Source organism: Kitasatospora sp. NPDC059795 (genome assembly GCF_042732175.1).
Lineage (GTDB): Bacteria > Actinomycetota > Actinomycetes > Streptomycetales > Streptomycetaceae > Kitasatospora.
The window spans coordinates 320,919-344,102 of the sequence record NZ_JBHWID010000006.1 but is presented as its reverse complement, the minus strand read 5'-3'; the positions used below and the strand labels follow the sequence as shown (position 1 = coordinate 344,102).

Sequence of the window (23,184 nt, the reverse complement as noted above, 5' to 3'; positions counted from 1 at the left end):
GACCGCCCGCCCGGGCGGCCCCGGTGTTCCCTACCCCCGGCGGGGCGGCGGGCATGCCGGGTCCGCACCCGCATGGCCGAGCGGCGGTCGGCCGCCGTCCGGGAAGTGGCAGGCGGCGGTGTGGTCGACGCCGGGGGCGGCGGGGGTGGCGGGCGGCAGTTCGGTGGCGCAGCGGGTGCGCTGTTCGGGGGCGAGGGCGGCGTGCACGGGGCAGCGGCTGCGGAACGGGCAGCCGAGGTGGCGTTCGGCGGGCGACGGCGGGTCGCCGGCCAGCAGCAGCCGGGGGCGGGCGCGTTCGGCGGCCGGGTCGGGCAGCGGGACGGCGGCGAGCAGGGCGCGCGTGTAGGGGTGCCGGGGCTCGGCGAAGACCCGTTCCACGGTGCCGGTCTCCACCGTCCGGCCGAGGTACATGACGGCGACGCGGTCGGCCAAGTGCCGTACCACGGACAGGTCGTGGGAGACGAACAGGTAGGCGAGGCCGAGTTCGGCCTTCAGCTGCTGGAGCAGGTTGAGCACGCCCGCCTGCACGGAGACGTCGAGCGCGGAGACCGGCTCGTCGAGGACCAGCAGGTCGGGGCGGACGGCGAGGGCGCGGGCGATGGAGATGCGCTGGCGCTGGCCGCCGGAGAACTCGTGCGGGTACCGGTCGGCGTGCGCCGGGTCCAGGCCGACCTGGCGGAGCAGTTCGGGGATCCGGCGGCGGGCGTCGGCGGCGGGGACGCGCTGGGCGAGCAGCGGTTCGGCGATGACGTCGCCGACCGGCATCCGCGGGTCGAGGGAGGCCGCCGGGTCCTGGAAGACGATCTGGACGCGGGCCCGCAGCCGGTGCGCGGCGGCCCGGTCGAGGGCGGCGGTGTCCTGGCCGAGCAGTTCGATCTGCCCGCCCTGCGGGGCGGCCAGCTTCAGGATCTCGTACAGGGTGGTGGACTTGCCGGAGCCGGACTCGCCGACCAGGCCGAGGGTCTCCCCGCGCCGGATGTCCAGGTCGACGCCGTCCACGGCGAAGGTCTCGCCGATCCGGCGGCGCAGCAGGGTGCCCCGGTAGCGCGGGAAGCTGCGGGTGAGGCCGCTGACGGCGAGGACGGGTTCGCGTTCCTCGCGCGGCGCGGCGTCGGCGGCGGGCACCTCGGGGACGGGGTAGACCTCGGCGGGCGCGGGCCGGGTGGCGGCCAGGTGGTCGGCGCGCACGCACGCCGCCAGGTGCGCACCGCCGCCGGCCGGGTGCGTCCCGTCGCCGGTCAGGTGCGTGCCGTCGCCGCTCAGGTGCGTCCCGTCGCCGGTCAGCGGGGGTTCGGCGGTGCGGCAGCGGTCCTCGACGAGCGGGCAGCGGTCGGCGAACGGGCAGCCGGGGCCGTGCAGTTCACCGGCGGCGGGCGGGCGTCCGGGGATCGGGACGAGCGGTCCGCCGCGGCCGTCGAGGCGGGGGACGGCGCCGATCAGGCCGAGTGTGTACGGGTGCCGGGGGGCGGTGAACAGGTCGTCCACGGGCGCGGTCTCGACGATCCGCCCGGCGTACATGACGGCGACCCGGTCGGCGCTGCCGGCGATCACCCCGAGGTCGTGGCTGACCAGGACGAGTGCCGCGCCGGTCTCCTGCTGGGCGGTGCGCAGCACGTCGAGGACCTGGGCCTGGATGGTGACGTCGAGGGCGGTGGTGGGCTCGTCGGCGAGCAGGATGTCGGGGTCGTTGGCGACCGCCATGGCGATCATGGCGCGTTGCCGCATGCCGCCGGAGAACTCGTGCGGGTAGGCGTCGAGGGCGCGCTTCGGGTCGGGGATGCCGACCAGGTCGAGCAGGTCGGCGGCGCGCTTGCGGGCGGCGTCCCGGCTCACCGTCTGGTGCACCCGGACGGCTTCGGCGATCTGGTCGCCGATCCGGTACACGGGGGTGAACGCGGACAGCGGGTCCTGGAAGACCATGGCGATCCGCCGCCCGCGGATGCCCGCCAGCTGTTTGGCGGGCAGGCCGACGAGTTCGCGGCCGTCGAGTTGCACGGAGCCGCCGATCCGTCCGGCGGCGGGCAGCAGGCCGAGGACGGCGAGCGCGGTGACGGACTTGCCGGAGCCGGACTCGCCGACCAGGCCGAGGGTCTCCCCGCGGTGCAGTTCGAGGTCGACGCCGCGGACCGCCGGGTGGTCCCCGAAGTCGACGGTGAGGTTGCGGACGGCGAGCAGGGGGCTGGTCAACTGGTGCTCCGGCGCGAGGAGTTGGCGGTCTTCCGGGCGCGCCGTCCGGGCGCGGCGGTGGGGTCGAGGGCGTCGCGCAGGCCGTCGCCGACCAGGTTGACGGCGAGGACGAACAGCACCAGCAGGCCGGCCGCGAAGTAGAACAGCCAGGGGAAGACGGGTGCGTCGCCGGCGCCGGCCGCGAGCAGCGTCCCGAGCGAGACGTCGGGCGGGCGGACGCCGAAGCCGAAGTAGGACAGCGCAGCCTCGCTCATCACGGCGCCGCCGACGGTGATGGTCGCGTCGATGATCAGGAACGAGGAGACGTTCGGCAGGATGTGCCGCCAGATGATCCGGAACGGCGCGACGCCCATGAACCGTGCGGCGGCGACGAATTCGCGCTCCCGCAGGGAGCGGGTCATCGAGCGGATCACCCGTGCGGTGATCATCCAGTTGAACACGGCCAGCAGCACCACGAACGCGATCCAGCCGCTGCCGCGCAGCCGGGGCGAGATCACGGCGATCACCAGGAACGCCGGGAAGATCAGCATCAGGTCGACCAGGAAGGTCAGCACCCGGTCCGTCCAGCCGCCGAAGTACCCGGCGCAGGCCCCGACCAGCGAGGCCAGCCCGGTCGACAGCACCGCCACCAGCAGCCCGATGACCAGCGACTTCTGCAGGCCGCGCACGGTCTGTGCGAACACGTCCTGCCCGAGTCCGTTCGTCCCGAACCAGTGCTGGCCGGACGGGGGTTGACGCAGTGCCGTGTAGTCGGGCGTCGCGTAGTCCCACGGCGTCAGGTACGGCCCGACGAACGCCAGCAGGAACAGCAGCGCCAGCACCACCACCCCGGTCAGTGCCCCGCGCGACCCGGCCAGCCGCCCGGCCGCCAGCCGCACCCGGCCCGCGGGCGCCCGCTCCGCGGCCACGGCCTGCTCCATCGCCTCGGCGCTCATGCCGTCCTCACTCTGGGGTCGAGCGCGGCGTGCAGCGCGTCCGCGAGGAAGCCCGCGGCGAGCACGACGACGGCGGCGAAGAGGTTGACGGCGACGACGGAGTTGACGTCCTGTTCGTTGACGGCCTGGATGAACCATTCGCCCATGCCGTGCCAGCCGAAGATGGTCTCGGTGAAGGCGGCGCCGGTGAACAGGCCGAGGAAGGCGTAGGCGAACATCGTGGTCATCGGGATGATCGCGGTGCGCAGGCCGTGCTTGATCAGCGCGCGGCCGCGGGTGAGGCCCTTGGCCTGGGCGGTGCGCAGGTAGTCGGCCCCGAGCACGTCGAGCATGGTGGAGCGCTGGTAGCGGCTGTAGGTGGCGAGTCCGCCGAGCGCGAGCGACAGGGTGGGCAGCAGCAGGTGCAGCCCCCAGTCGGCGAGGTGCGTGCCGAGGCCGCCGGAGAGGTTGGGCGTCTCGTAGCCGGTGAACGGGATGACGTCGTGGCCGGCGGCGTTCTTCGCGGCGATCGCGCCGTTCTTCAGCAGCAGCGCCAGCAGGAACACCGGGGTGGAGAGCAGCACGAAGGAGATCACGGTGAGCGTCCGGTCGGAGAGCCGGTACTGCCGCACCGCGCTCCACGCGCCGGCGGCCACCCCGAGCAGCATGCCGAGCACGCTGCCGACCAGCAGCAGCCGCAGCGACACCCAGATCCGGCGCCCGAACTCGTCGTTGACGGAGGTGCCGTGGATGGTGCGGCCGAGGTCGGCGTGCAGCAGGACGCCGTCCGCCCAGGTGCCGAAGCGTTCGACCACGGGGGTGCGGTCGTTGAGGTTGAGCGCGGTCAGCTGCCGGTCGACGGCGGCGGCGGACGGGCGGGGCTGCTTGGCCTCGAAGTAGGCGCGCGGGCCCAGCGCGGTGCTGGTCAGCGCGTAGGCGAGGAACACCGCGGCGGTCAGCAGCACGAGGTAGTAGCCGAGTCGCCTGGCCAGGTAGCCCGTCACGGCGCACTCCCGGCGTGGTTCGCACACCTGCTCAACATGGTCATTTGCCTTCGCTCGTACGGACTTTGACGCAGTTTTGCGCAGCAGTTGTACGCCACGCCCGACCGGTCCGTCCAGGGTCGGTCACACCTTCGGTTCAACCGTTCGGGTGAACCTGCTGGTCACAGCTGATCAGACGGGTACGGACGGGGTGTTGCGACGGTGTTGCGCTCCGTTTCGTTTCGATCAGTTCCGCGCATCACCCTTCTCCCGGTGCCCGATGGCCTGTTACGTTCGGCCCGCCGGCACCGACTTGGCTGCCCACGATCAAGCGTCGTCACACCTGACGACGCCCGCCGACTCTTCGAAACCCGAGGACTCCGCCGATGCGCACTTCGCCCGCCACCCGCCGAATCGGCCGCGCCGCCGCCGCGGCCCTCGCCGCGCTCCTGGCCGCGACCGCCTGCAGCAGCCAGGGCGGCGGCTCGGCGGACGTCGCCAAGACCGTGGCGCCCCCCGTCGACGCCGAGGACAACAACCCACAGCCGCTGGAGAACGTCAAGGACGGCGGCGAGCTGCGCCTGCCGCTCCAGCAGTGGATCACCCAGTGGAACCCGTACCAGGTCGACGGCAACTACGGCGACGCGGTCGAGATCATGGGCTACGTGGAGGCCAAGCTCTTCCGCTCCGACGCCCACGGCGTCTACCACCCCGTCCCCGAGTACCTGGTCTCCGCGCAGGTCACCTCCACCTCGCCGCAGGTGGTGACGTACAAGCTCAACCCGAAGGCGGTCTGGTCGGACGGAACGGCCATCGGGTACAAGGACTTCGAGGCGGTCTGGAAGGCGTCCAACGGCAAGGACCAGGCCTACAACCTGGCCGACTCCTCCGGCTACGAGCAGATCTCCGGCGTCGAGCAGGGCGCCGACCCGAGCGAGGTCAAGGTGACCTTCTCCGAGCCGTACGCCGACTGGCAGAGCCTGTTCAGCCCGCTGCTGCCGGCCTCCGGCATCGCCGACCCGAAGGCGTTCAACGAGGGCTGGGTCGAGAAGGTCCCGGTCTTCGCCGGCCCGTTCGTGGTCGCCAACGCCGACAAGACCGCGCAGACCATCACCCTCACCCCCAACCCCCGCTGGTGGGGCCCGAAGCCGAAGCTGGAGCGGATCACCTACCGGGTGCTGGACGCCGCCGCGATCACCCAGTCCTACCTGAACAACGAGATCGACTTCGCGTCCGCCGGCACCGCCACCTCCTACGGCCAGCTCAAGGACGCCAAGGACTCGGTGATCCGCACCGGCACCCCCTGGGACGAGGTGCACATCTCCTTCGGCGGCAACGGCGCGCTCGCCGACCAGAAGGTCCGCCAGGCCCTCGGCAAGGCGCTCGACCGCGCCTCGCTCATCAAGATCGCCAACAAGGGCGTCCCGGTGGAGTTCAAGCCGCTCGACAACCACCTGTTCATGACCAACCAGAACGGCTACCAGGCCAACGCCGGCGACTGGGTGACGTACGACCCGGCGACCGCCAAGAAGTGGCTGGACGAGGCCGGTTGGAAGGACTCCGGCGGCGCCCGCAGCAAGGACGGCCAGCCCCTGGAACTGCACTACGTGATGAGCGACGGCTCCACCCAGGCCCAGTACGACCTGGCCAGCGCCACCCAGAACATGCTCCAGCAGGTCGGCGTCAAGCTCACCATCGACAAGGTGCCCAGCAAGGAGTACTTCGCCAAGTACATCGACCAGGGCAAGTTCGACCTGGCCAGCTGGCGCAACACCGGTTCCTTCCCGCTCTCGAAGACGGTGCCGATCTTCCGCGCCCCGGTGGGCGACAACGTGTTCGGCAACTACTCCAAGCTCAGCACCCCCGAGATCGACACCCTGCTGCGCAAGGCCGCCGCCACCCTCGACCCCGCGAAGGCCGCCGAGCTCTACAACCAGGCCGACGTGAAGATCTGGGAACTCGCCCACACCGTCGAGCTCTACCAGCGCCCCAGCATCGTCGCCACCCGCAAGGGCCTGGCCAACTACGGCGCGGGCAGCCTCGCCGACACGGTGATCACCTCGGTCGGCTGGCAGAAGTAACCCCGGGCCGCCGCCCGACCGCCCGACCTCTCCACGAACGCGAACGCCCCGTCACCGCCTGTGTGGTGACGGGGCGTCAATTTCTGTTCTACTTCGGGTGCTTGAAGTCCTCGATGGCCTGCCGCATGGTCTTCGTCATGGCCTCGCTGCCCACGTGCCCGGAGTCGTCGAAGATGTGCAGCTTCGCGTCCGGCCACGCCTTGGCCAGCTCCCACGCGGTCTGCGCCGGGCAGCCCATGTCGTACCGACCGTGCGCCAGCACACCCGGGATGCCCGCCAACTTGTGGGCGTTCCTTAGCAGTTGGTCCTCCTCCAGCCAGGCCCCGTTGCTGAAGAAGTGCGAGCAGATCCGCACGAACGCGATCCGGTCGTCCATCTCCCGGTCGCTGTACATGCCCGGGATGCCGTTCGGCTCGCCCTCGATGACGGCGTCCTCCCAGGCCAGCCACTCGTTCGCGACCCGCTCCCGCACCGCCCGGTCCGGGTCCTCCATCATCCGCGCGTACGCCGCGAGCAACTGGTAGACGTCGCCGCCCCGTTCGCTCTCCGGCACGGCGTCCCGGAACCGGTCCCACGCCTCCGGCCGGAACCCGCCGACCCCCCGGTACAGCCAGTCCGTCTCCGCCCGCCGCGTGGTCGTCACCGCCTGGATGACGATCTCGGTGACCCGCTCCGGGAACTCCTGCGCGTACGCCAGCAGCAGCGTCGACCCCCACGACGCCCCGTTCAGCAACCACCGCTCGACGCCCAGGTGTTCACGCAGCCGCTCGATGTCCTCGATCAGGTGCCGCGTGGTGTTCAGCGCCATGTCCGCCGCCGGATCGCTCCCGTGCGGCGTGCTGCGCCCGCAGTTGCGCTGATCGAACCGGATCAGCCGGTACGCCTCCGGGTCCCAGGCCCGGGTGGGCCGCTTCGGGAACCCCGCCCCGGGGCCGCCGTGCAGATACAGCGCAGGCTTGCCCTCGGGGTTCCCGAGCTGCTCGTAGTAGATGCGGTTGCCGTCCCCGGTGTCCAGGAAGCCGCTGTCGTAGGGGTGCGTGGGCGGATAGAAGTCAACCATGACCGTCGATCCTAGGACGGCCCCCGTCCGGGCCGCCTGCCATTTCTGATCGGCCGTCATGCCCGGCCCATTTCCCGCACAGCAGAACGCCGTTGTATTCCCCGGGCCCGGTGGATGCCTACGCTGGAGGGGTGAGCACTCAAGGCCCGAACGAAGCCCGCGTCATTCCACTGCGCCCGCCGGGCGGGCAGCAGCCCCCTGCGCCGAAGGAACCGCTCTGGCGGGACGTGGTGGGGGGTGTGCTGCGGCGCGAACGGCTGGCGCAGCAGCGGACGTTGAAGGATGTGTCGGAGGAGGCGCGGATCTCCGTGCCGTACCTGTCGGAGTTGGAGCGGGGTCGGAAGGAGGCGTCGTCGGAGGTCCTGGCGGCCGCCGCGCACGCGCTCGGGCTCGGACTCGGTGAGCTGCTGTCGCTCGCGCAGGACGACCTGGTGACCCACTCGCGTCGGCGCGCGCCCGGCCGGGTGGCCGGGGGTCCCGGCAACGGGCTCTGCCTGGCGGCGTGACGGAACGGTTCGGACGGTCGGTCGGTGCGGCGGGGCGCCGTACCGACCGACCGTCCGCCCGTCCGGTCAGGCCGGCAACTGGCGCCGGCTCAGCACCTGGTCGGCCAGGCCGTAGGCGACGGCCTCCTCGGCGGTGAAGACCCTGTCCCGGTCGGTGTCCGCCCGCAGGGTCGCCAGGTCGTGCCCGGTGTGGCGGGACAGCACCTCCTCGACCTGCGAGCGGATCCGCAGCATCTCCTTGGCGGCCAGGCTCAGGTCGGAGACCGTCCCCTGCCGGCCGCCGCTGGCGGGCTGGCCGAGCAGCACCCGGGAGTGCTGGAGCACGAACCGCCGCCCGGGGTCGCCGCCGGCCAGCAGCACCGCCGCCGTGGACGCCGCCTGACCGACGCAGAACGTCGAGATCGGCGACTGCACGAACGTCATCGTGTCGTAGATCGCCATCAGCGAAGTGAACGACCCGCCGGGCGAGTTGAGGTAGATCGCGATCTCCTCCCCCGGGCTCGACGACTCCAGGTGCAGCAGCTGCGCGATCACCACGTTGGCGACGCCGTCGTCGATCTCGGTGCCGAGGAAGATGATCCGCTCGTTCAGCAGCCGGCTGAACACGTCGTAGCTGCGCTCGCCCTGCGCGGTCTTCTCGATGACGTAGGGAACCGTGTACGAGCCCATGTCACAACCCCATCCGTCGGCGGTTGGCGGCCGGGCGGATGTCGGCGAGCGACTCCACCACCTGGTCGACCATCCCGTACTCCTTCGCCTCCTCGGCCGTGAACCAGCGGTCCCGGTCGCCGTCGCGGGCGATGGTCTCCACGCTCTGGCCGGTGTGCGCGGCGGTGATCCGCTCGATCGCCTGCTTGGTGTACTCCAGGTTCTCCGCCTGGATCGCGACGTCGGACGCGGTGCCGCCGATGCCCGCCGACGGCTGGTGCATCATGATCCGCGCGTTCGGCAGCACGAACCGCTTGCCGGCGGCGCCCACCGTCAGCAGGAACTGGCCCATGCTGGCGGCGAATCCCATCGCCAGCGTCGAGACGTCGTTCGGGATCAGCCGCATGGTGTCGTAGATCGCCAGGCCCGCCGTCACCGACCCGCCCGGGCTGTTGATGTACAGGCTGATGTCGGTGCGCGGGTCCTCCGCGGAGAGCAGCAGCAGCTGCGCGCACACCCGGTTCGCCGACACCTCGTCGACCTGGGTGCCGAGCAGCACGATGCGCTGCGCGAGCAGCTGCGCCGCGAGGTGGTCGTCGAAGCGGCTGGGCGGCGTGTCGCCGTCCTCCGCACGGGGCTGGAACGGACTGGACATCGGGGACATCGGAGGTCTCCTCCTCGGGGCCGGAGTGTGCCGTCCACTCCACTGTTCACCCCGGACGAGGCCCGGACGACAGTTCTCTGCCCGCCGCGAATTCGCCGACAGCAGACGGGTTTTCCGGGCCCCGAACCGCTGGACCCCGACCTCGAACCGTTAGACCCCGGGCGCGGGCCGGACGGTGATCCCGTTGCGTTCCAGCAGCGCCGCCGTCACGCCGTCGCCCGGCACCAGCGCGCCCGCGAACGAGCCGTCGTAGACCGCGCCCCGGCCGCACGAAGGGCTGCGCGGCATCAGCACCGCCGCCGTGCAGCCGGCCCGCCGAGCTGCCAGCAGCGCCCGCTCGGCGCCAGCCACGAACTCGGCCGTGACGTCGCGGCCGCCGTCCTCCACCACCCGCGCGGTGCCGTCCAGCACGTCGTGCCCGTCGCCGCCGACCAGCTCCGCCGGGGGACGCGGGGTGGGCAGGCCACCCGCCACCTCGGGGCAGAACGGCACCGCCCGCCGCCCGTCGAGCAGCTCGGCGAGCGCGGGCGAGGCCTTGTCCCGCCCGTCGAACCGGCACGGCACCCCGCGCAGACACGCACTGACCAGAATCGCTTCCACCCGCCCAGGCTACCGGGCGGCACACCCGCCCGGCACGGGGTCTGAGCTGCGGGAACCCGGTCCCCCGACGGGCCGTCGGGAGGTGATTCCGACGGATCGTCATTCACCGGACAGTTGTCAGGAATTCGTATATTCGACGGCTTGGGGCATTGCCAGGTGACGCTCCGCGCGTTCAGGATGACTGCCGTCCCGGCCCGTCGACACGGCGCACCGTGCCGACGCCGACGGCCTGCCCCACGGGCCGGGCGGGGCCGGCCGCGCCCGCATGCCCCGTACCGTCCCCGTCGACCGGGCCCCGTCCTTCCGAACGGAGCCACATGCCCGCCCCCGCCACCGCGGCCCCCGCCGCGACCCCGCAGCAGGCCCCCGTCCTCGCCCGGCCCCGGCTGACCGCCACCCTGCTGATGGCGGGCAGCTGCCTGCCGATCCTCGGCGCCGTGCTGATCGCGCCGGTGCTGCCCAAGCTCCAGGACCACTTCGCCGCCACCCCGGGCGCGGACGTGCTGGCCCCGATGGCGCTCACCGTCCCCGCGCTGTCCCTCGGCCTGATGGCCCCGTTCGCCGGCGTCCTGGTCGACCGGCTCGGCCGCCACCGCCTGCTGGTCGTCGCCACCGTGCTGTACGCGATCGTCGGCACCGCCCCGCTGTGGCTCGACTCGCTGGGCGCGATCGTCGCCAGCCGGGTGCTGGTCGGCGTCGCCGAGTCCGCCATCATGACCTGCTGCACCACGCTGATCGGCGACTACTGGTCGGGCCGCCAACGCGAGCGCTACCTCGCCCTGCAGGCCATGTGCGCGTCGATCTCCGCCACCGCGTTCTTCGCCGTCGGCGGCGCGGCCGGCTCGGCCGGCTGGCGCGCGCCGTTCTGGGCGTACGCCGTCGGCCTGCTGCTCGCGCCCCTGATGGCGACGCTCCTGCGCCCGACCACCCGCCCGCAGCCCGCGTCCCCCTCCCCCGCCGCTTCTCTCGCCGCCGCCGCTGCCTCCGCGCCGCTGCTGCGCCGACTGCTCGCGCCGTGCGCGCTCACCTTCTTCGGCGCGATGGTCTTCTACACCATGCCCGTCGAGACCTCCTACCTCCTCGACGACCTCGGCGTCACCGCCCCGGCCGCGATCGGCCTGTCCACGGCGATCGCCAGCGCCGCGACCGTCGCCGGCGCGATCACCTTCACCCGCATCACCGCGCACGCCGAACGCCTGCTGCCCGCCGTCCTGGCGACCTGCGCCGCCGGCTTCGCCATCGTCGCCTTCGCGGGCAACGCCCCGGTCCTGGTGATCGGCGCGGTCGTCAACTGCTTCGCCGGCGGCCTGCTCCTCCCCACCCTGATCACCCGCACCCTGGCCCTGCTCTCCGACGCCGACCGCGGCCGCGGCACCGGCCTCTGGAACGCCGCCTTCTTCCTCGGCGAATTCGTCTGCCCCGTCGCCCTGATCGCCGTCTCCAAGGCCACCGGCACCCTCGCCTCCGCCATCGCCGTCCTCGCCGCCGCCACCCTCCTCCTCGCCGCCGCCCTCACCACCCTCCGCACCCGCCGCACCCCAACCCCCCTCCACCCGGACAACGCCACGGCCTGACCCCGCCAGCGTCCGCTGCCCGCCGCCTGCCGCCCGAGCCACTCCGGCCCGGACGGCGGGCGCCCGCACCTCGTGCGCCCCCGCTGCGCCCTTGATCCCGGCCGCCCGTTCGCGGACTGTCGAAGACTTCGACGGAATTCCGACCGGGGGGATCGATGGGAGCACCGAACGCTGCCAGCCCGTGGGCGCACAGCATCTTCGGCGAACTGGCCGACCGGATGGCCGCGACCGTGCCGGCCTGCATCCTGCGCGCCCACGCCCGGGCCCGCGGCGGCCACGAGGGCGTCCACACGCAGACCCGCGAGGCCTACGGGCACGGCCTGTACGCCGCACAGTACGAGGAACTCGCCGCCGGCCTGGCCGACTTCCCCGGCGCCGAGCCGGTCCGGCTCCAGGCCCGCACCGTCATGGTGGTCGCCGGGCACCTCGTCTACCCGATCCGGTACGCGAAACGCGACGCCCCGGTCACCGCTGCCCGCCTGCGCCGCGCCACCGGCCTGCGCGCCGAGCTGATCCGCCGCCACGGCCCCGAATCCCGGCAGTACACGCTGGACCTGGGCATCGACCTGCCCGCGCCGGAGGAGCCGCACATCGACCTGCTGCGCCTCGCGCCGGACACCGCGCTCGTCCTGGTCGCCTACGCCTGTTCGCTCACCTCGGGTGTGGTCCGCCTCGAATGGGGCTCCGCCGAACTCCGCGCCGAGGACCGCGTCCTGCTCTGGCACCACCACGAGCCGCTGCCCTTCCGGCCGTAACGGCCCGTCAGGGTGCGCGGCCCGGGACGTCCGGCCGACGGCCCGGGCAACGGCGTCGCGTCGGCGGGGGCCGGTCTGGCAGGGTGGCGTACGGACGGCCCGGTGGCAGCGGGGACGGGGACGCGGGGGGGGCAGTGTTGGGGGAGGCGGCGGTCGCGACGGTTCCGGAGGCGCGGGCGGGGGAGGCGGACGGCGACGGGCACATGATCGTCTGCGGCGGGGGGCCGCTGGCGCACCGGCTGGCGGTGCAGCTCGCGGCGCTGTACGAGCGGCGGGTGGTGGTGCTGGTGCCGTCGCTGACGGAGGACCACGGGCCGCGGATCGCCGAACTGGCCCGGGAGCGGCCGGGCTCGGTGCGGGCCGTCCAGGCTCCCCGGCTGGACGTCGCCGCGCTGGAGCTGGCCGGGGTGGGCGGCGCGGTGGCGCTCGCGCTGACCTCCGGGGACGACCACGCGAACCTCCAAGTGGCGCTCAACGCACGCCAGTTGAACCCGGACCTGCGGCTGGTGGTGCGGGTCTTCAACCGCCGGCTGGGCAACCGGATCGAACAGGCGCTGGACCGCGCGGTACTGGCCCGCAACCCGGAGCTGACCCGGGCCGAACTGGAGGCGTCCACCACGGTGCTGTCCACCTCGGCGACGGCCGCGCCCGCGCTGGTCGCGGCGGCGGTCTCGGGCCGCAGCCAGGCGGTGCAGGTCGACGGCCGGCTGCTGCGGGCGACCGTGCGGCGGGCCGGGGAGCCGCCGTCGGGCCAGGAGTTGGCGACGGTGGCGGCCGTCGGCCCGCTGGACGAGCCGGGGACGGGCTCGTCGCTGCTGCCCGCCCCGGAGCGGGTGGGAACGGAGCGGGTGGGAACGGAGCAGGTCGGAACGGAGCAGGTGGGAACGGATCCGGTCGGGGCGGAGCGGGTGGTGCTGGAACTGCTGGGCGACGCCTCGACGACAGCCCGTCGCCGCCGCCTGCCGGGCCTGCCCGGCCTGCCGTTCGCGTCGCTCTTCTCGGCGCGGCTCCGCTGGGCGCTGGCGGGCCTGGTCGCACTGCTCGCGCTGCTGGCCGGGGCGACGGTGGCGTTCACCGGGCAGTCCCCGGCGCACTCGGCGTGGCTGACGGTGCTGGACGTGCTCGGCATCGCCGACCCGACCGACGAGGGCGGCCGGTCCGGCAAGGTGCTGCAGATCCTCACGGCGGTCAGCGGGATGCTGCTGATGCCGCTGCTGATCGCCCTGGTGCTGGAGGCGCTGGGCACCTTCCGCACCGCGACGGCGCTGCGCCGCCCGCCGCGCGGACTCGCTGACCACGTGGTGCTGGTGGGCCTGGGCCGGCTCGGCAGCCGCGTCCTGGAGCAACTCTGGGACCTGGACGTGCCGGTGGTGTGCGTCGAGGCCGACCCGGCGGCGGTCGGCGTCGCCCGGGCACGGGCCTTCGGCGTGCCGGTGGTGATCGGGGACGCCACCCAGGACGGGGTCCTGGAAGCCGCGAAGGTCGGCCGCGCGCAGGCCCTGCTGGCACTCAGCAGCGACGACTCCACCAACTTCGAGGTGGCGCTCGCGGGCCGCGAGTCCGTTCCCCGACTCCGGGCGGTACTCCGGCTGTTCGACGACGACTTCGCCGAGAACGTGTACCTGACGCTGCGCGACTCCTACCCGGAGGCCCAGACCCGCAGCCGCAGCGTGGCCTACCTGGCGGCGCCCGCGTTCGCCTCCGCGATGATGGGCCGCCAGGTGATCGGCGCGCTCGCGGTGGGCCGCGAAGTCCTGGTGATCGCGGCGGTGGAGGTCGCCCGCTCACCCCGCCTGCGCGGCGTCACCGTCGCGGACGCCCACCGCCCGGGCCTCTGGCGCGTCCTCGCCGTCGACCTGGCCCCACCGGAATTCCGCAGCCCCGACCTCGCCCAACCCCGCCCCGGCGGACCGGAGTTGCTCTGGTCCCCACCGCCCGGCCGGGTCCTGGTCGAGGGAGACCGCGTCGTGGTCGCAGCCACCGCCCGCGGCCTCGGCCTCCTGGGCTCCCGGCCCGACCGACCCGCACGGGAGCACCACCAGGGGCGATGAACGCCTTGCCGAGCCGTGCCGTCGCGGGCCACCGCCCGGGCGCGCGGCGCACACGCACCGAACGAGCGGCAACCGCAGGCGCTTTCGAGAACGCGTTCACGACGGACCAGTCTCCCCCCTCCAGACCCCCTGGCGCAGTGCAGCCAACTGCACCTTCGACCTAGGAGCCTGCACGGTGGCCCCGGCCACCGTGCGGTTCGTAGCGTCCCGGCCATGGAACGAACGAACCCTCCGGACAGCCCCGGTCTCTTCCCCTTTCTGGCGATCAGCTTCGTCGGAGCGTGGCTCGCCATGGTCCCGCTCTGGCTCGACGGCCTCCGCCGGACGAGCGCCGCGCAGGGCACGTCGCCGCTCGCGGCGTTCTGCATGATCCTGATGATGCTGGTGCCGGCCCTGACCGCCTTCGGCCTCACCGCACGCCGCCACGGGCCGCGCGCGGCCGTACGGATCCTCGGACTCACCAGGGCCACCCCGTGGCGTCACGAACTCCGCTCCGTGGCAGTCGCGTTGACGATCCCGCTGGCCCTGACCGCAGCCGGCCTTGCGGTGGCGACGGCGGCCGGCCGGTACAGTCCCGCGCACCTGCCCGGGCCCGCGGTGATCACCCCGCTGGTGCTGAGCGCGCTGGTGTCGCTTCCACTGTACTTCGGCGAGGAACTCGGCTGGCAGGGCTACCTGTTGCCCAGGCTGCTCCGCCACGGCCGGACGCGCGGCCTGCTGATCGGCGGCGCGATCTGGGGCGCCTGGCACGTCCCGATGACGGCGCTCGGCGGGAGCTACCCCGGCCACTCGGTGCTGCTGGGCATACCCGCCGCCGTGGTGACGGCGACGCTGCTCGGAACCGTCATCGCCACCGTCCGGCTCACCACCGGCTCGGTCTGGGCGGCCGTCGCGGCGCACGTCTCACTCAACGAGTTCGCACTGCCGCTGACCCGCGAGGTCTCGGACCGCCTCGTCGACCCCCTGTTCGCCGGGCCCCTGAGCATCTCCACCTGGCCGATCACCGCCCTCGCCGTCCTGGTCGCCTGGCTGGCGCATCGCCGTCGGGCCGGGACGCGCGCAGCGAGGACGGCAGCCGCGTAGGCCGGAGCATGACGAGACCCCATGGCTCGGGTGGGCAATGGGGTCTCCAGACCTGCCGGTGCGGCTCAGGCTTCGCCGAAGTGCCCAGCGGCTGCGGCGGTGACGAAGGCGCCCCAGCGCTGTGCCGGGATACGGAGGAACGGGCCGTCCGGGCTCTTGCTGTCACGAACGAGGCACACGCCGTCGGACGGCAGGTAGGTGGTGGAGATTTCGACGCAGTCACCTTCACCGTTGTTGGTGCTGTAACTGGACTTGAACCAATCCGCCTGCTGCGCGTCCACGTTGGGGATGGATGAGGGCTGCGCGGTGGTCATTCTTGGATCTCCTCCATGGCGCGCAGAAGCCACCTCTGTGACTCCTGTGGCGGCAGTGCTGCCGCTTGCACGAGATCGTAGGTGAGGGCGTTCCGGTGCACCTGTTCCGGGGACTCCACGAGCTGCCCCGAGACGGCACCTTCAAGGTAGGCGACCCTGGGCGCATCAAGGAAGTCCAGCAGCGTTATCGAGCCGCCCATTGCACCGTGACCGCCCGCGGAGAACGGCAGTACTTGAACGGTCGAATTCAGGCCGTCGCTGAGGTCGAGGACATGCCGAATCTGGCGGCGCATCACTCCCGGGCCGCCGATCCACCGGCGGACGACCGCCTCGTCCAGCACCACCCACAGGTACGGCGGGAGGTCACTTGTCAGAACTTCCTGTCGTACCGCGCGAGCTGCCCAGAGACGTTCGACCTCGTCAGCGTCCGCACGAGGTCTACCGAGCCTGATCGCCGCCCGCCCGTACTCGGCCGTCTGCCACAAGCCCGGGAAGCTACCTGCAACGTACTTCCGCATGTAGGAAGCCAGTTGCTCCAACTCCATGAAGCGGCGCGACCACTGGGGGAAGTTCTCCAGGTGCGAGAGTCGGTACAGGCGGCCGAAGAGCCCGCAGGCTTCAAGCGCCTTGTCCAGCTTGGCCGGCAGGTCCGGGGGAATCGCACGGTCGGCCGTCTCGATGTTGCCGAGGTGGGTCTTGCTGTAGTCGACGACCCCGGCAAGGGCGGCCAGCGACAGGCCCAGACGCCTCCGGGCCTCCCGAAGCTCGAACCCGAACAAGTCGGCCACCGACCGCTCGGGTTGGAGCGCACGTTCTTGGAACGCCACCGCCTGCACCGCCCGTCCTCAGACGCTTTGCGGACATGCCGCCACTTCCAAGAGTAGCGCCGAAGCGCCACGCTGAAACTACTCACGGTGAAGCGGAGCGGAGCCGAACAGCATTACGGAGATCGTGTCATGACTGGACATCAGCCCACAGAAGCCCGGACCCTCCAGGAGCTGCTGCCGGCGAACCCCTACGAGCCGTCGGCCTTCGGGGAACTGGTCACCGACGGCCGGACCGGGCAGACCGGCGCGTATATGGGCACGTGGACGGGGCTCGTCCACCTCCGGCCGCTCCGTGGCGGCGAGGAGTGGCGCGTCCCCCTGGAGTGGATCACCGAGGACCCGACGGAACTTGAGGCGAAGCTTCGGGAACGCAACCGGGACTCCCACCTCACCGACGCGCACCTTCCGCGGGACGCCTCGTGAAACTGCACGTGACCACATGCATCACAGACTCCGCCCGGTTCCCCGGGCGGCGCCGATCCGGGATCACCGCGAAGTGATCAGGACCGGCAACACCCGCCCCGGCGGACGGAATCGGTGCCACCGCCAGGGCAGGACGTACAGACAACCACCGTCGACCAAAGGATTGGAAGTGCTGGTCGTGTCCACACAGACCGCTGAGCGCCCCAGGAGCAAGAGGCCGTTCGGTCTCACGAAGGCCGTGCCAGTCGTCCCGACCACGGACGAGACCCTTCACAGCCTGACCCTGTGCCCGGAGCGGCAGGTCAGCGTGACCCCGGACAACGAGATCTTCGTCCACACGCCGTCGATGACGACGAGTACGACGAGCCAGACGCAGTACCAGACCCAAACCGACCACCAGAAGTGGATGGACTCCGACACCGCGCCAACCATCGACCAGTGAGCTGACACGACAGGAGACCGAGCAGTGACCGTTCTGGTGCTGACCGCCGATCTCGACCCCACGGCCGATCTGGTGATCGCCGAGTTGAACCGGCGAGATACCCCGATCGTACGGATCGACCCCGGCGACTTCCCCGCGAAGCTGTCGCTCACGGCCGTGCTGGGCAGTCAAGGATGGTGTGGAAGGGTCAGCGGTCAGCATCGGGATGTGCCCATGCCCGGCATCCGTTCCGTGTACTACCGGCGCCCGTCGGACTACCGACTGCCGGCGGACCTGGCCGAGGCCGACCGCGAGTGGTCGCGGGCGGAGGCGATGGCGGGCCTTGGCGGCGTGCTGGCGTCCCTGGATTGCGTGTGGGTCAACCACCCCCACGCCAACCGGCGAGCGGGCCTCAAGCCGCTTGCGCTCGCTACCGCTGCCCGCGCCGGCTTGACCGTCCCGAGCACTCTGATCACCAACGAACCGGACCGGGCTCGTCGGTTCGTCCGTCAACTCCCCGGCGGGGTAGCCGCGTACAAGCCTCTCGGCAGCACCATGCCGCCGCAGGAAGACGATGGACGGGTTGTTCTCTGGACCAACCGGGTGGCCGCCGAGGAGATCGACACGGGGGTCTCATGTACCGCCCATCAGTTCCAGAGGTGGGTCGACAAGTCGCATGAGGTGCGGTTGACGGCGGTCGGGGACGAGCTGTTCGCGGCCGAGATCCACGCCGGGTCGGAGGCGTCCCGAATCGACTTCCGAACCGACTACGACAGCTTGACCTACAAGGTGTGCGGCGTGCCCGAAGTGGTCGCCGACGGTGTGCGGTCCTTGATGGCCGCCTTCGGACTCCGGTACGCGGCGCTGGACTTCCTCGTTGACAACGATGGGATGTGGTTCTTCGTGGACCTCAGCCCCAACGGTCAGTTCGGCTTCGTCCCGGACCTCCGCAAACCGATCACCACCGCCCTTGCGAACCTCCTCGAAGGAGTCCCCCGATGACTCTCCCGACGGCACCGGCCGACCTTCGTCTCAAGCTGGCCGACCGCCTTCGGAACACCGGTGCCATCAAGTCCGACCGCTGGCACGAGGCATTCGCCACCGTTCCGCGCGAGGCATTCGTTCGGGGATTCGCCGTCGGCGCGCAGAACGGCCCCGTCCACCTGACGCCCGACGACCCCCAGTGGTTGAGCACGGTCTACAGCGACGACTCCCTCTTGACCCGGTTCGACACGGGCGGAGTTCCGACCAGTTCGTCAACGATGCCGACCCTCATGGCGTTGATGCTCGAAGCCCTGGATGTGGCCGACGGCAACAAGGTGCTCGAAGTGGCCACCGGCACCGGGTACAACGCTGCTCTCCTGAGTCACCGTGTCGGCGACGAGAACGTGACCACGATCGAGATCGACCCGGACCTGGCCCACGATGCCGAGCAACGCCTCGCCCGGGCCGGATACCGCCCCACGGTCCTTGCCGACGACGGACGGATCGGCCATCCCGGCGGAGGCCCGTACGACCGGCTGATTGCCACCTGCGGATTCTCCAGCGTTCCCCCGGCATGGCTCACGCAACTGCGCCCCGGCGGTGTGATCGTGTGCCCGGTCGGCGGCGGAGTCGTGCGACTCGTGGTCCGGGACGACGGGACCGCCTCGGGAGCGTTCCTCCCGGACGCGGCCTTCTTCATGCCCGTTCGCGGGATCGGCGGCACCGGGACGACGCCTGTTCCGCCGCCCCTGCCGGACACTTACAGCTCACGTCCGTGCTCCGTGGCGCCCACGGATTTGCTGGACGACGGAGTCCACTTCCTTCTGACGCTCGCCCTGCCCCGGGCGATGCACCGCTATACCTACGACGACGCCGGCGAGATCACCGCTGTGCACATCTGGCAGCCGGACGGGGCGTGGGCCGAGCTCCGATGCGGCATCGCACGGCAGTCCGGGCCCCGAAGGATTCTGGACACGGTGGAGACCGCCATCACGGCGCACAGGGCTGCCGGGCGTCCGACCCGCGACCGGTACCGGCTCACCGTCGAAGCGGAACGGCAGTGGGCATCGGTCGCAGACACCGAAGGACCCCTCTGGGAGCTGGGCTGACCCGAGCGGAACCCACCGCGGCTCCTCGCGGCACGTCCGGGCCATCGCCCGCCGGCGGCGACCCGGACACAGACCTTCAGTCGGCGGCCAGCCGGTAGCGGCCGACCTCGGGCCGGCCCCTCGGGAGTCGGCGTCACATCACACCACTTCCGGACGCTCCGCCCCCAATCCGGGGGTCGACCTGCCACGACCTGCCACCACCGGGGCGCCGGCGGGAGCGACAACTCCCGCCGACGCCCGGCTCGTTCCCGTCGACCCGTCAGAGCGCGGACACCCAGTAGCGGTCGAACGTCATCGTCCCGTTGCCCGACGCGCCGGTGCGGGTGCCGGTCGTCGTGGTGGCCAGGGTGTACCAGGACTCGACGTAGTCCGGGTCGTCGGTCCACCAGGACGACGGCATCGCGTCGATCACGGCGTTCACCAGCGGGATGTACGCGCCCTGGTCGGTGATGGTCAGCAGCACCGCCGCCAGCGCCTTCGCCAGCGAGGAGTAGTTGGTGTCGCCGTCGTCCTCCATCATCACGACGTCGGCCAGGTTGTACTTGTACAGCGACCAGTTCACCAGGATCTGGTTCGGGTAGTACGTCTTCTTGGCGTCGTCCAGGTACGGCATGGTGACGGTGTCGACCCGCACCTTGCCGTCCAGGCCGAAGCCGGTCACCAGGTCGAAGATCTCGGCGGCGCCCTTGAACCACGGCTCCTTCACGTCGTTGACCGTGACGGAGGTGACCCGGGTCGTCCAGAACCCGGTGGCGGCCGCAGCGCTGTTCACCGGCGCGGCCGCGACCGGGGTCTGCAGACCCGCGGCGGACAGCTCCTTCTGCAGCACCTTCATCCCGGCCTCGGTGGCCTTGTCGGTGTCCACGTCCACCAGGTAGACCGGCCGGTCCGGCGCGTGGTCGGCGGCCAGCTCGTACGCCTTGCCGGTGCTGTCGTACGCGACCACCACGGTGGCGTTGTCGTCCGACGGCGAGGACGCCACCAGCGGCTCGACGCCCTCGGCGGCCGCGCCCACCAGCCGCACCTGGAGCAGCGAATCGACGTCCGCGCCCAGCCCCTTGGCGTCCGCCACCTGACGGTCCGCCTTGGCGATGTGCCCACCGAATCCGGCCGCGCCCTTCGTCGCCGACCCGGCCGTCAGCCCGTGCAGCCCGACCGCCTTGCCCTGGGCCAGCGCACCCGAGACCTGGCGCTGCCACGCCTTGTCGCCCAGCGACAGCGCCAGCGAACGCGCCGCGCCGTCCTCGATGACGTCCACAGCCGAGGCCCGAGCCGCAGCGCGCTTCGAGTCATGAACGGGCGCCGCCGAAGCGAACCCCTGAGCCGCCGTCACGGCCAGCCCGGTCAACGCCAGACCGGTCACCACCGTACGCAGCCGCCGTGCAGAGTGCAGGGAGAACAAGAGGGAGCCTCCACCTGTCGCCGCCCACCCGACTTCCGGGCAGGCCATGGACGCCGAACCCGGGTCGGGTCCGACGCAGTTGGTTCCTGGAGCGGACCCATGGTGAGGCATTGGACGTCTACGCGAATAGACCCCATGCAACCGTCCAGTACGGTCGGTCACGAAACACCCGAAATGTCTGGCAGGTACGCGCGAAACTTGCGCGGGCGCGAAGCGGAGAACTGGCGCCCAGGGGACATTCCGCGCGACGAACCGAATCGCGGTGCAGGCACGGGAGTTGTTCGCGGACCTGTGGCAGGGCGACCTCGCCCGGCTCGGCGGCAAGGGCCTGTACACCAAGCAGATCGACGTCATGCTGCAAGGCGGCACGGTGGACCTGGCCGTCCACTGCGTGAAGGACGTGCCGGGTGACGTGCCGCTGCCGCGCGGGCTGGTCTTGGCCGCCTACCTGGAACGCCCGGACGTGCGGGACGTGCTGCTGCTCAGGTTCTTCTCCAGCGCCGCCAGGTAGTTGCGCATGAAGTGGTCGCGGATGCCGTCGCTCGCCGGGGCGAAGGCGTCGGCTGGCAAGTCGTGCGAGTGCCCATCCCTGACAGAAGGAGCCCTGCCCGTGACCCTATCCGGCGGGTTTCGGGAACAGCGCCGCACGGACGGTGTCCGCGACGTCCGCCGGGGAAGTGGTGGCCAGATACCGAACTATCTGCGCCCGCGTGTCTGCCAGTGTGTCGGCCAAGTTCTCGGGGGTGAGCCGGCTCGGTGCGATCCCGGCCCGGAACTCGGGGCGATCGAGCGCGGTGCGCACCAGGGCTTCCGCCAGGTCGAGCGACATGCGCTCCCGCAGGGCGAAGGTCAGGTGCAAGGAGGGATCGGGATCGTCCGGGAAGCAGTGCGGGCTGTGGACCCACCCGCGCGGCATGACCAGCGTGTCACCGGGTTCCAGGTCGAACACCGCGTACGGCTCGGTGCTGTTCCACCGCTCTTGCATCTCTGCCGTCCACACGGTGGGGGACGCAAGGTACTCGTCCACTGGGAACTGGACTTCGGGGCGCCACAGCGGCCAGCGCTTGCGACCGTGAAGGTGTGTCACCACGGCCAGGAACTGGTCCCAGTGGTGCGTGAGTCCTTGTGCGCCGGGCGGGGTGAGCAGGCCCGAGACGAACATCGTGCAGCCGGTCTCCGCTTCGATCTCGCGGCACAGTTCGGCCAGGTACGGCACTCGCGTCTGCAGGTGCCGCAGATTGACCGTGTGCCCGCCCTCGAACAGCTCCCGCAACTTCCCGGGACGCAACTTCCCGTCCCGGGAAAACCGTCCCGGGTGCGCAGCCTTCCCATCCTTCACGGCGGCCGTGAACGCGGGATCCGTCAGCCCGTGGTCGATGTAGGCCCCCACGAGCGGAAGCGTGATCCGCTCGTCCAACTCGGACCCGCCGCGACGGTACACCGCGGGTTCGATCGGGCAGGCACGTAGCAGTGCTTCGGCCCCCTGGGGACCGACCAGCGTGGCAAGCGCCATGCAGTCTTCTCCGATCACGAGAGAGGGTGCGGGCATGGAGTACGGGGGTGGAACCGGTTCGGGCATGCGACCACCGAAGCGCTGAACATGCGTTCGCCCGACAGGTAGTGGACCCACACCACGTCGGTGCCGTGGGTAAGGGCCATCGTGGCGTACTCCACTTTTGCCGCGGTTCCGATATCCACCGGAGCCCCGTCCGTACGCTGGGCCGGCGGATACTGGTCGTACATGCCGGCCAGCCACTCGGCGGCTTCCTTGGGCTCCGCCCAGGTCTGCCGCGCAAGGCAGGATGGGCGGCGCAACAACCAATGCCCTGTCTGCATGGGCGGGATCGTCCGTTGCTCGAACGGCATGTGCGCTTCCTGGTCCGGCGACTTCATACCGGAGACCATCATTTGCCACGCTGTGTCGAACGGGGCGGGGCGCCGCAGATACTCGGCGTGGTACTGATCGGGCCTACCGAGCCACGGACCGTAGCCGTGGAAGTGGGCGAGAGTCGTCACGGGTTATCCTCCACGGAGCGGGGGTTGCTGGTCTGACTGAGACTCAGACCAACAACCCCCGTGTGATTCAGTGGTGCGTCAGCCTGGAACTCAGGCCGCCGCGCCCCGGATGGCGTTGATCCGGGCGGCGAGGGCGTCCAGCTCGGCCCCGGTGAAGCGGAGCAGCGGCGAACCATCGCCCAGCTTGCTGTCACCGAGGGCGTAGGCGTCCACCGGGCCCGGGATGGCACCGATGGTCGCGCACGACTCGGACTCGCCGTCGCCGCTGTTGCCTCCGCACACCTTGGCCAGAGCCAGGCCTTCGGTCGGCAACTCGTACAGGTTGGTCTTCATTTCCCCTCCAAGGGGTGATCGAGTGTCCGGTCGATCGGGTGACCGGCCGGGTGCTGCACCCGTTTCGCTCGCGGGGTTGGCACGCGACCCGAACGGGAGTTGTCGGGGCTACTCGGTGGGGCAGGCCGGGACATGTGCCCACCGGACAGTGCCGGCGATTTCGTGCGGCGTATCGGCCTACAACCGCCGATCACGGCGAGCGTCAGCGCGACGAAGCACGCCACCCACCGCAGCCGGCATTGCGAACGC

General features: G+C 71.5%; 24 protein-coding genes. 11 read left to right on the top strand and 13 right to left on the bottom strand.

From position 1 onward, the window contains the following. Positions 1–30: 30 nt before the first annotated feature. The 3 genes from ACFV4P_RS15455 to ACFV4P_RS15445 are packed head-to-tail and all read right to left on the bottom strand — an operon-like array spanning position 31 to position 4,105. A complete protein-coding gene (locus tag ACFV4P_RS15455) occupies positions 31–2,187 on the bottom strand; it encodes a dipeptide ABC transporter ATP-binding protein (protein ID WP_380471257.1) in 2,157 nt (718 codons plus the stop codon). Continuing rightward, on the bottom strand, positions 2,184–3,122 hold the full coding sequence (locus ACFV4P_RS15450) for an ABC transporter permease (RefSeq protein ID WP_380471255.1): 939 nt from the start codon (positions 3,120–3,122) through the stop codon (positions 2,184–2,186). Before ACFV4P_RS15450 ends, ACFV4P_RS15455 begins: the two co-directional genes overlap by 4 nt. Further along, positions 3,119–4,105 carry an ABC transporter permease gene (locus tag ACFV4P_RS15445; RefSeq protein ID WP_380471253.1) on the bottom strand — a complete coding sequence of 329 codons (987 nt, stop codon included), beginning with the start codon at positions 4,103–4,105 and terminating at the stop codon, positions 3,119–3,121. Before ACFV4P_RS15445 ends, ACFV4P_RS15450 begins: the two co-directional genes overlap by 4 nt. A 365-nt stretch (positions 4,106–4,470) precedes the next feature. On the opposite strand from ACFV4P_RS15445, the gene ACFV4P_RS15440 reads away from it, so the two are divergent. Next, positions 4,471–6,165, top strand: a complete 1,695-nt coding sequence (locus tag ACFV4P_RS15440; protein ID WP_380471251.1) for an ABC transporter family substrate-binding protein — start codon at positions 4,471–4,473, stop codon at positions 6,163–6,165. Between the two features lie 88 nt (positions 6,166–6,253). Here ACFV4P_RS15440 and pip read toward each other — a convergent pair whose 3' ends face one another. Beyond that, the gene (gene pip, locus ACFV4P_RS15435) at positions 6,254–7,225 is read right to left on the bottom strand and encodes a prolyl aminopeptidase (RefSeq protein ID WP_380471249.1); all 972 of its coding nucleotides are present in this window, start codon (positions 7,223–7,225) and stop codon (positions 6,254–6,256) included. Positions 7,226–7,356: 131 nt separating this feature from the next. Between pip and ACFV4P_RS15430 the strand changes: the two genes are divergently transcribed. Further along, positions 7,357–7,731: a helix-turn-helix domain-containing protein gene (locus ACFV4P_RS15430; RefSeq protein ID WP_380471247.1), complete on the top strand. Its 375-nt coding sequence runs from the start codon at positions 7,357–7,359 to the stop codon at positions 7,729–7,731. A gap of 66 nt (positions 7,732–7,797) precedes the next feature. Here ACFV4P_RS15430 and ACFV4P_RS15425 read toward each other — a convergent pair whose 3' ends face one another. The 3 genes from ACFV4P_RS15425 to ACFV4P_RS15415 all read right to left on the bottom strand — a co-directional run bounded on the left by ACFV4P_RS15425 (position 7,798) and on the right by ACFV4P_RS15415 (position 9,643). Beyond that, complete coding sequence (locus ACFV4P_RS15425) at positions 7,798–8,400, bottom strand: ClpP family protease (protein ID WP_380471245.1); 603 nt, start codon at positions 8,398–8,400, stop codon at positions 7,798–7,800. A 1-nt stretch (position 8,401) separates the two neighbouring features. Beyond that, positions 8,402–9,034 carry a ClpP family protease gene (locus ACFV4P_RS15420; RefSeq protein WP_380471243.1) on the bottom strand — a complete coding sequence of 211 codons (633 nt, stop codon included), beginning with the start codon at positions 9,032–9,034 and terminating at the stop codon, positions 8,402–8,404. Between the two features lie 159 nt (positions 9,035–9,193). Further along, a complete protein-coding gene (locus ACFV4P_RS15415; RefSeq protein ID WP_380471241.1) occupies positions 9,194–9,643 on the bottom strand; it encodes a DUF523 domain-containing protein in 450 nt (149 codons plus the stop codon). A 317-nt stretch (positions 9,644–9,960) separates the two neighbouring features. Between ACFV4P_RS15415 and ACFV4P_RS15410 the strand changes: the two genes are divergently transcribed. The 4 genes from ACFV4P_RS15410 to ACFV4P_RS15395 all read left to right on the top strand — a co-directional run bounded on the left by ACFV4P_RS15410 (position 9,961) and on the right by ACFV4P_RS15395 (position 15,106). Next, on the top strand, positions 9,961–11,217 hold the full coding sequence (locus tag ACFV4P_RS15410; RefSeq protein ID WP_380471239.1) for an MFS transporter: 1,257 nt from the start codon (positions 9,961–9,963) through the stop codon (positions 11,215–11,217). A gap of 155 nt (positions 11,218–11,372) precedes the next feature. After that, a complete protein-coding gene (locus ACFV4P_RS15405; protein WP_380471238.1) occupies positions 11,373–11,972 on the top strand; it encodes a hypothetical protein in 600 nt (199 codons plus the stop codon). 134 nt (positions 11,973–12,106) lie between these two features. Next, entirely contained in the window at positions 12,107–14,023 is a 1,917-nt protein-coding gene (locus ACFV4P_RS15400; protein WP_380471236.1) for an NAD-binding protein, read from the top strand. A gap of 213 nt (positions 14,024–14,236) precedes the next feature. After that, on the top strand, positions 14,237–15,106 hold the full coding sequence (locus tag ACFV4P_RS15395; RefSeq protein WP_380471234.1) for a CPBP family intramembrane glutamic endopeptidase: 870 nt from the start codon (positions 14,237–14,239) through the stop codon (positions 15,104–15,106). A gap of 65 nt (positions 15,107–15,171) precedes the next feature. Here ACFV4P_RS15395 and ACFV4P_RS15390 read toward each other — a convergent pair whose 3' ends face one another. Then, complete coding sequence (locus ACFV4P_RS15390; protein ID WP_380471232.1) at positions 15,172–15,420, bottom strand: DUF397 domain-containing protein; 249 nt, start codon at positions 15,418–15,420, stop codon at positions 15,172–15,174. Next, on the bottom strand, positions 15,417–16,256 hold the full coding sequence (locus ACFV4P_RS15385) for a helix-turn-helix domain-containing protein (RefSeq protein WP_380471230.1): 840 nt from the start codon (positions 16,254–16,256) through the stop codon (positions 15,417–15,419). The genes ACFV4P_RS15390 and ACFV4P_RS15385 overlap by 4 nt, the downstream gene beginning before the upstream one ends. A gap of 120 nt (positions 16,257–16,376) precedes the next feature. On the opposite strand from ACFV4P_RS15385, the gene ACFV4P_RS15380 reads away from it, so the two are divergent. The 4 genes from ACFV4P_RS15380 (at position 16,377) to ACFV4P_RS15365 (ending at position 19,184) form a co-directional block, all read left to right on the top strand. After that, on the top strand, positions 16,377–16,670 hold the full coding sequence (locus ACFV4P_RS15380; protein ID WP_380471228.1) for a hypothetical protein: 294 nt from the start codon (positions 16,377–16,379) through the stop codon (positions 16,668–16,670). A gap of 169 nt (positions 16,671–16,839) precedes the next feature. Then, positions 16,840–17,112, top strand: coding sequence for a putative ATP-grasp-modified RiPP (gene tgmA, locus ACFV4P_RS15375; protein ID WP_380471226.1), 273 nt, complete (start codon positions 16,840–16,842; stop codon positions 17,110–17,112). 24 nt (positions 17,113–17,136) lie between these two features. Continuing rightward, the gene (gene tgmB / locus ACFV4P_RS15370) at positions 17,137–18,093 is read left to right on the top strand and encodes an ATP-grasp ribosomal peptide maturase (protein ID WP_380471224.1); all 957 of its coding nucleotides are present in this window, start codon (positions 17,137–17,139) and stop codon (positions 18,091–18,093) included. Beyond that, a complete protein-coding gene (locus ACFV4P_RS15365) occupies positions 18,090–19,184 on the top strand; it encodes a methyltransferase domain-containing protein (RefSeq protein WP_380471222.1) in 1,095 nt (364 codons plus the stop codon). The genes tgmB and ACFV4P_RS15365 overlap by 4 nt, the downstream gene beginning before the upstream one ends. Positions 19,185–19,443: 259 nt before the next feature. Here the strand turns inward: ACFV4P_RS15365 and ACFV4P_RS15360 are convergent, their stop codons facing one another. Continuing rightward, positions 19,444–20,442, bottom strand: coding sequence for a DUF3103 family protein (locus ACFV4P_RS15360; protein ID WP_380471220.1), 999 nt, complete (start codon positions 20,440–20,442; stop codon positions 19,444–19,446). Between the two features lie 406 nt (positions 20,443–20,848). Here ACFV4P_RS15360 and ACFV4P_RS15355 point away from each other — a divergent pair, with 406 nt between their 5' ends. Further along, on the top strand, positions 20,849–21,097 hold the full coding sequence (locus tag ACFV4P_RS15355; RefSeq protein WP_380471218.1) for a hypothetical protein: 249 nt from the start codon (positions 20,849–20,851) through the stop codon (positions 21,095–21,097). Positions 21,098–21,202: 105 nt separating this feature from the next. On the opposite strand, the gene ACFV4P_RS15350 is transcribed toward ACFV4P_RS15355, so the two are convergent. The 3 genes from ACFV4P_RS15350 to ACFV4P_RS15340 form a co-directional block, all read right to left on the bottom strand. Continuing rightward, positions 21,203–22,099, bottom strand: coding sequence for a JmjC domain-containing protein (locus ACFV4P_RS15350; RefSeq protein WP_380471216.1), 897 nt, complete (start codon positions 22,097–22,099; stop codon positions 21,203–21,205). A gap of 14 nt (positions 22,100–22,113) precedes the next feature. Continuing rightward, positions 22,114–22,602 carry a hypothetical protein gene (locus ACFV4P_RS15345; protein ID WP_380471214.1) on the bottom strand — a complete coding sequence of 163 codons (489 nt, stop codon included), beginning with the start codon at positions 22,600–22,602 and terminating at the stop codon, positions 22,114–22,116. A 90-nt stretch (positions 22,603–22,692) separates the two neighbouring features. Further along, the gene (locus ACFV4P_RS15340) at positions 22,693–22,935 is read right to left on the bottom strand and encodes a DUF397 domain-containing protein (RefSeq protein ID WP_380471212.1); all 243 of its coding nucleotides are present in this window, start codon (positions 22,933–22,935) and stop codon (positions 22,693–22,695) included. Positions 22,936–23,184 lie beyond the last annotated feature (249 nt).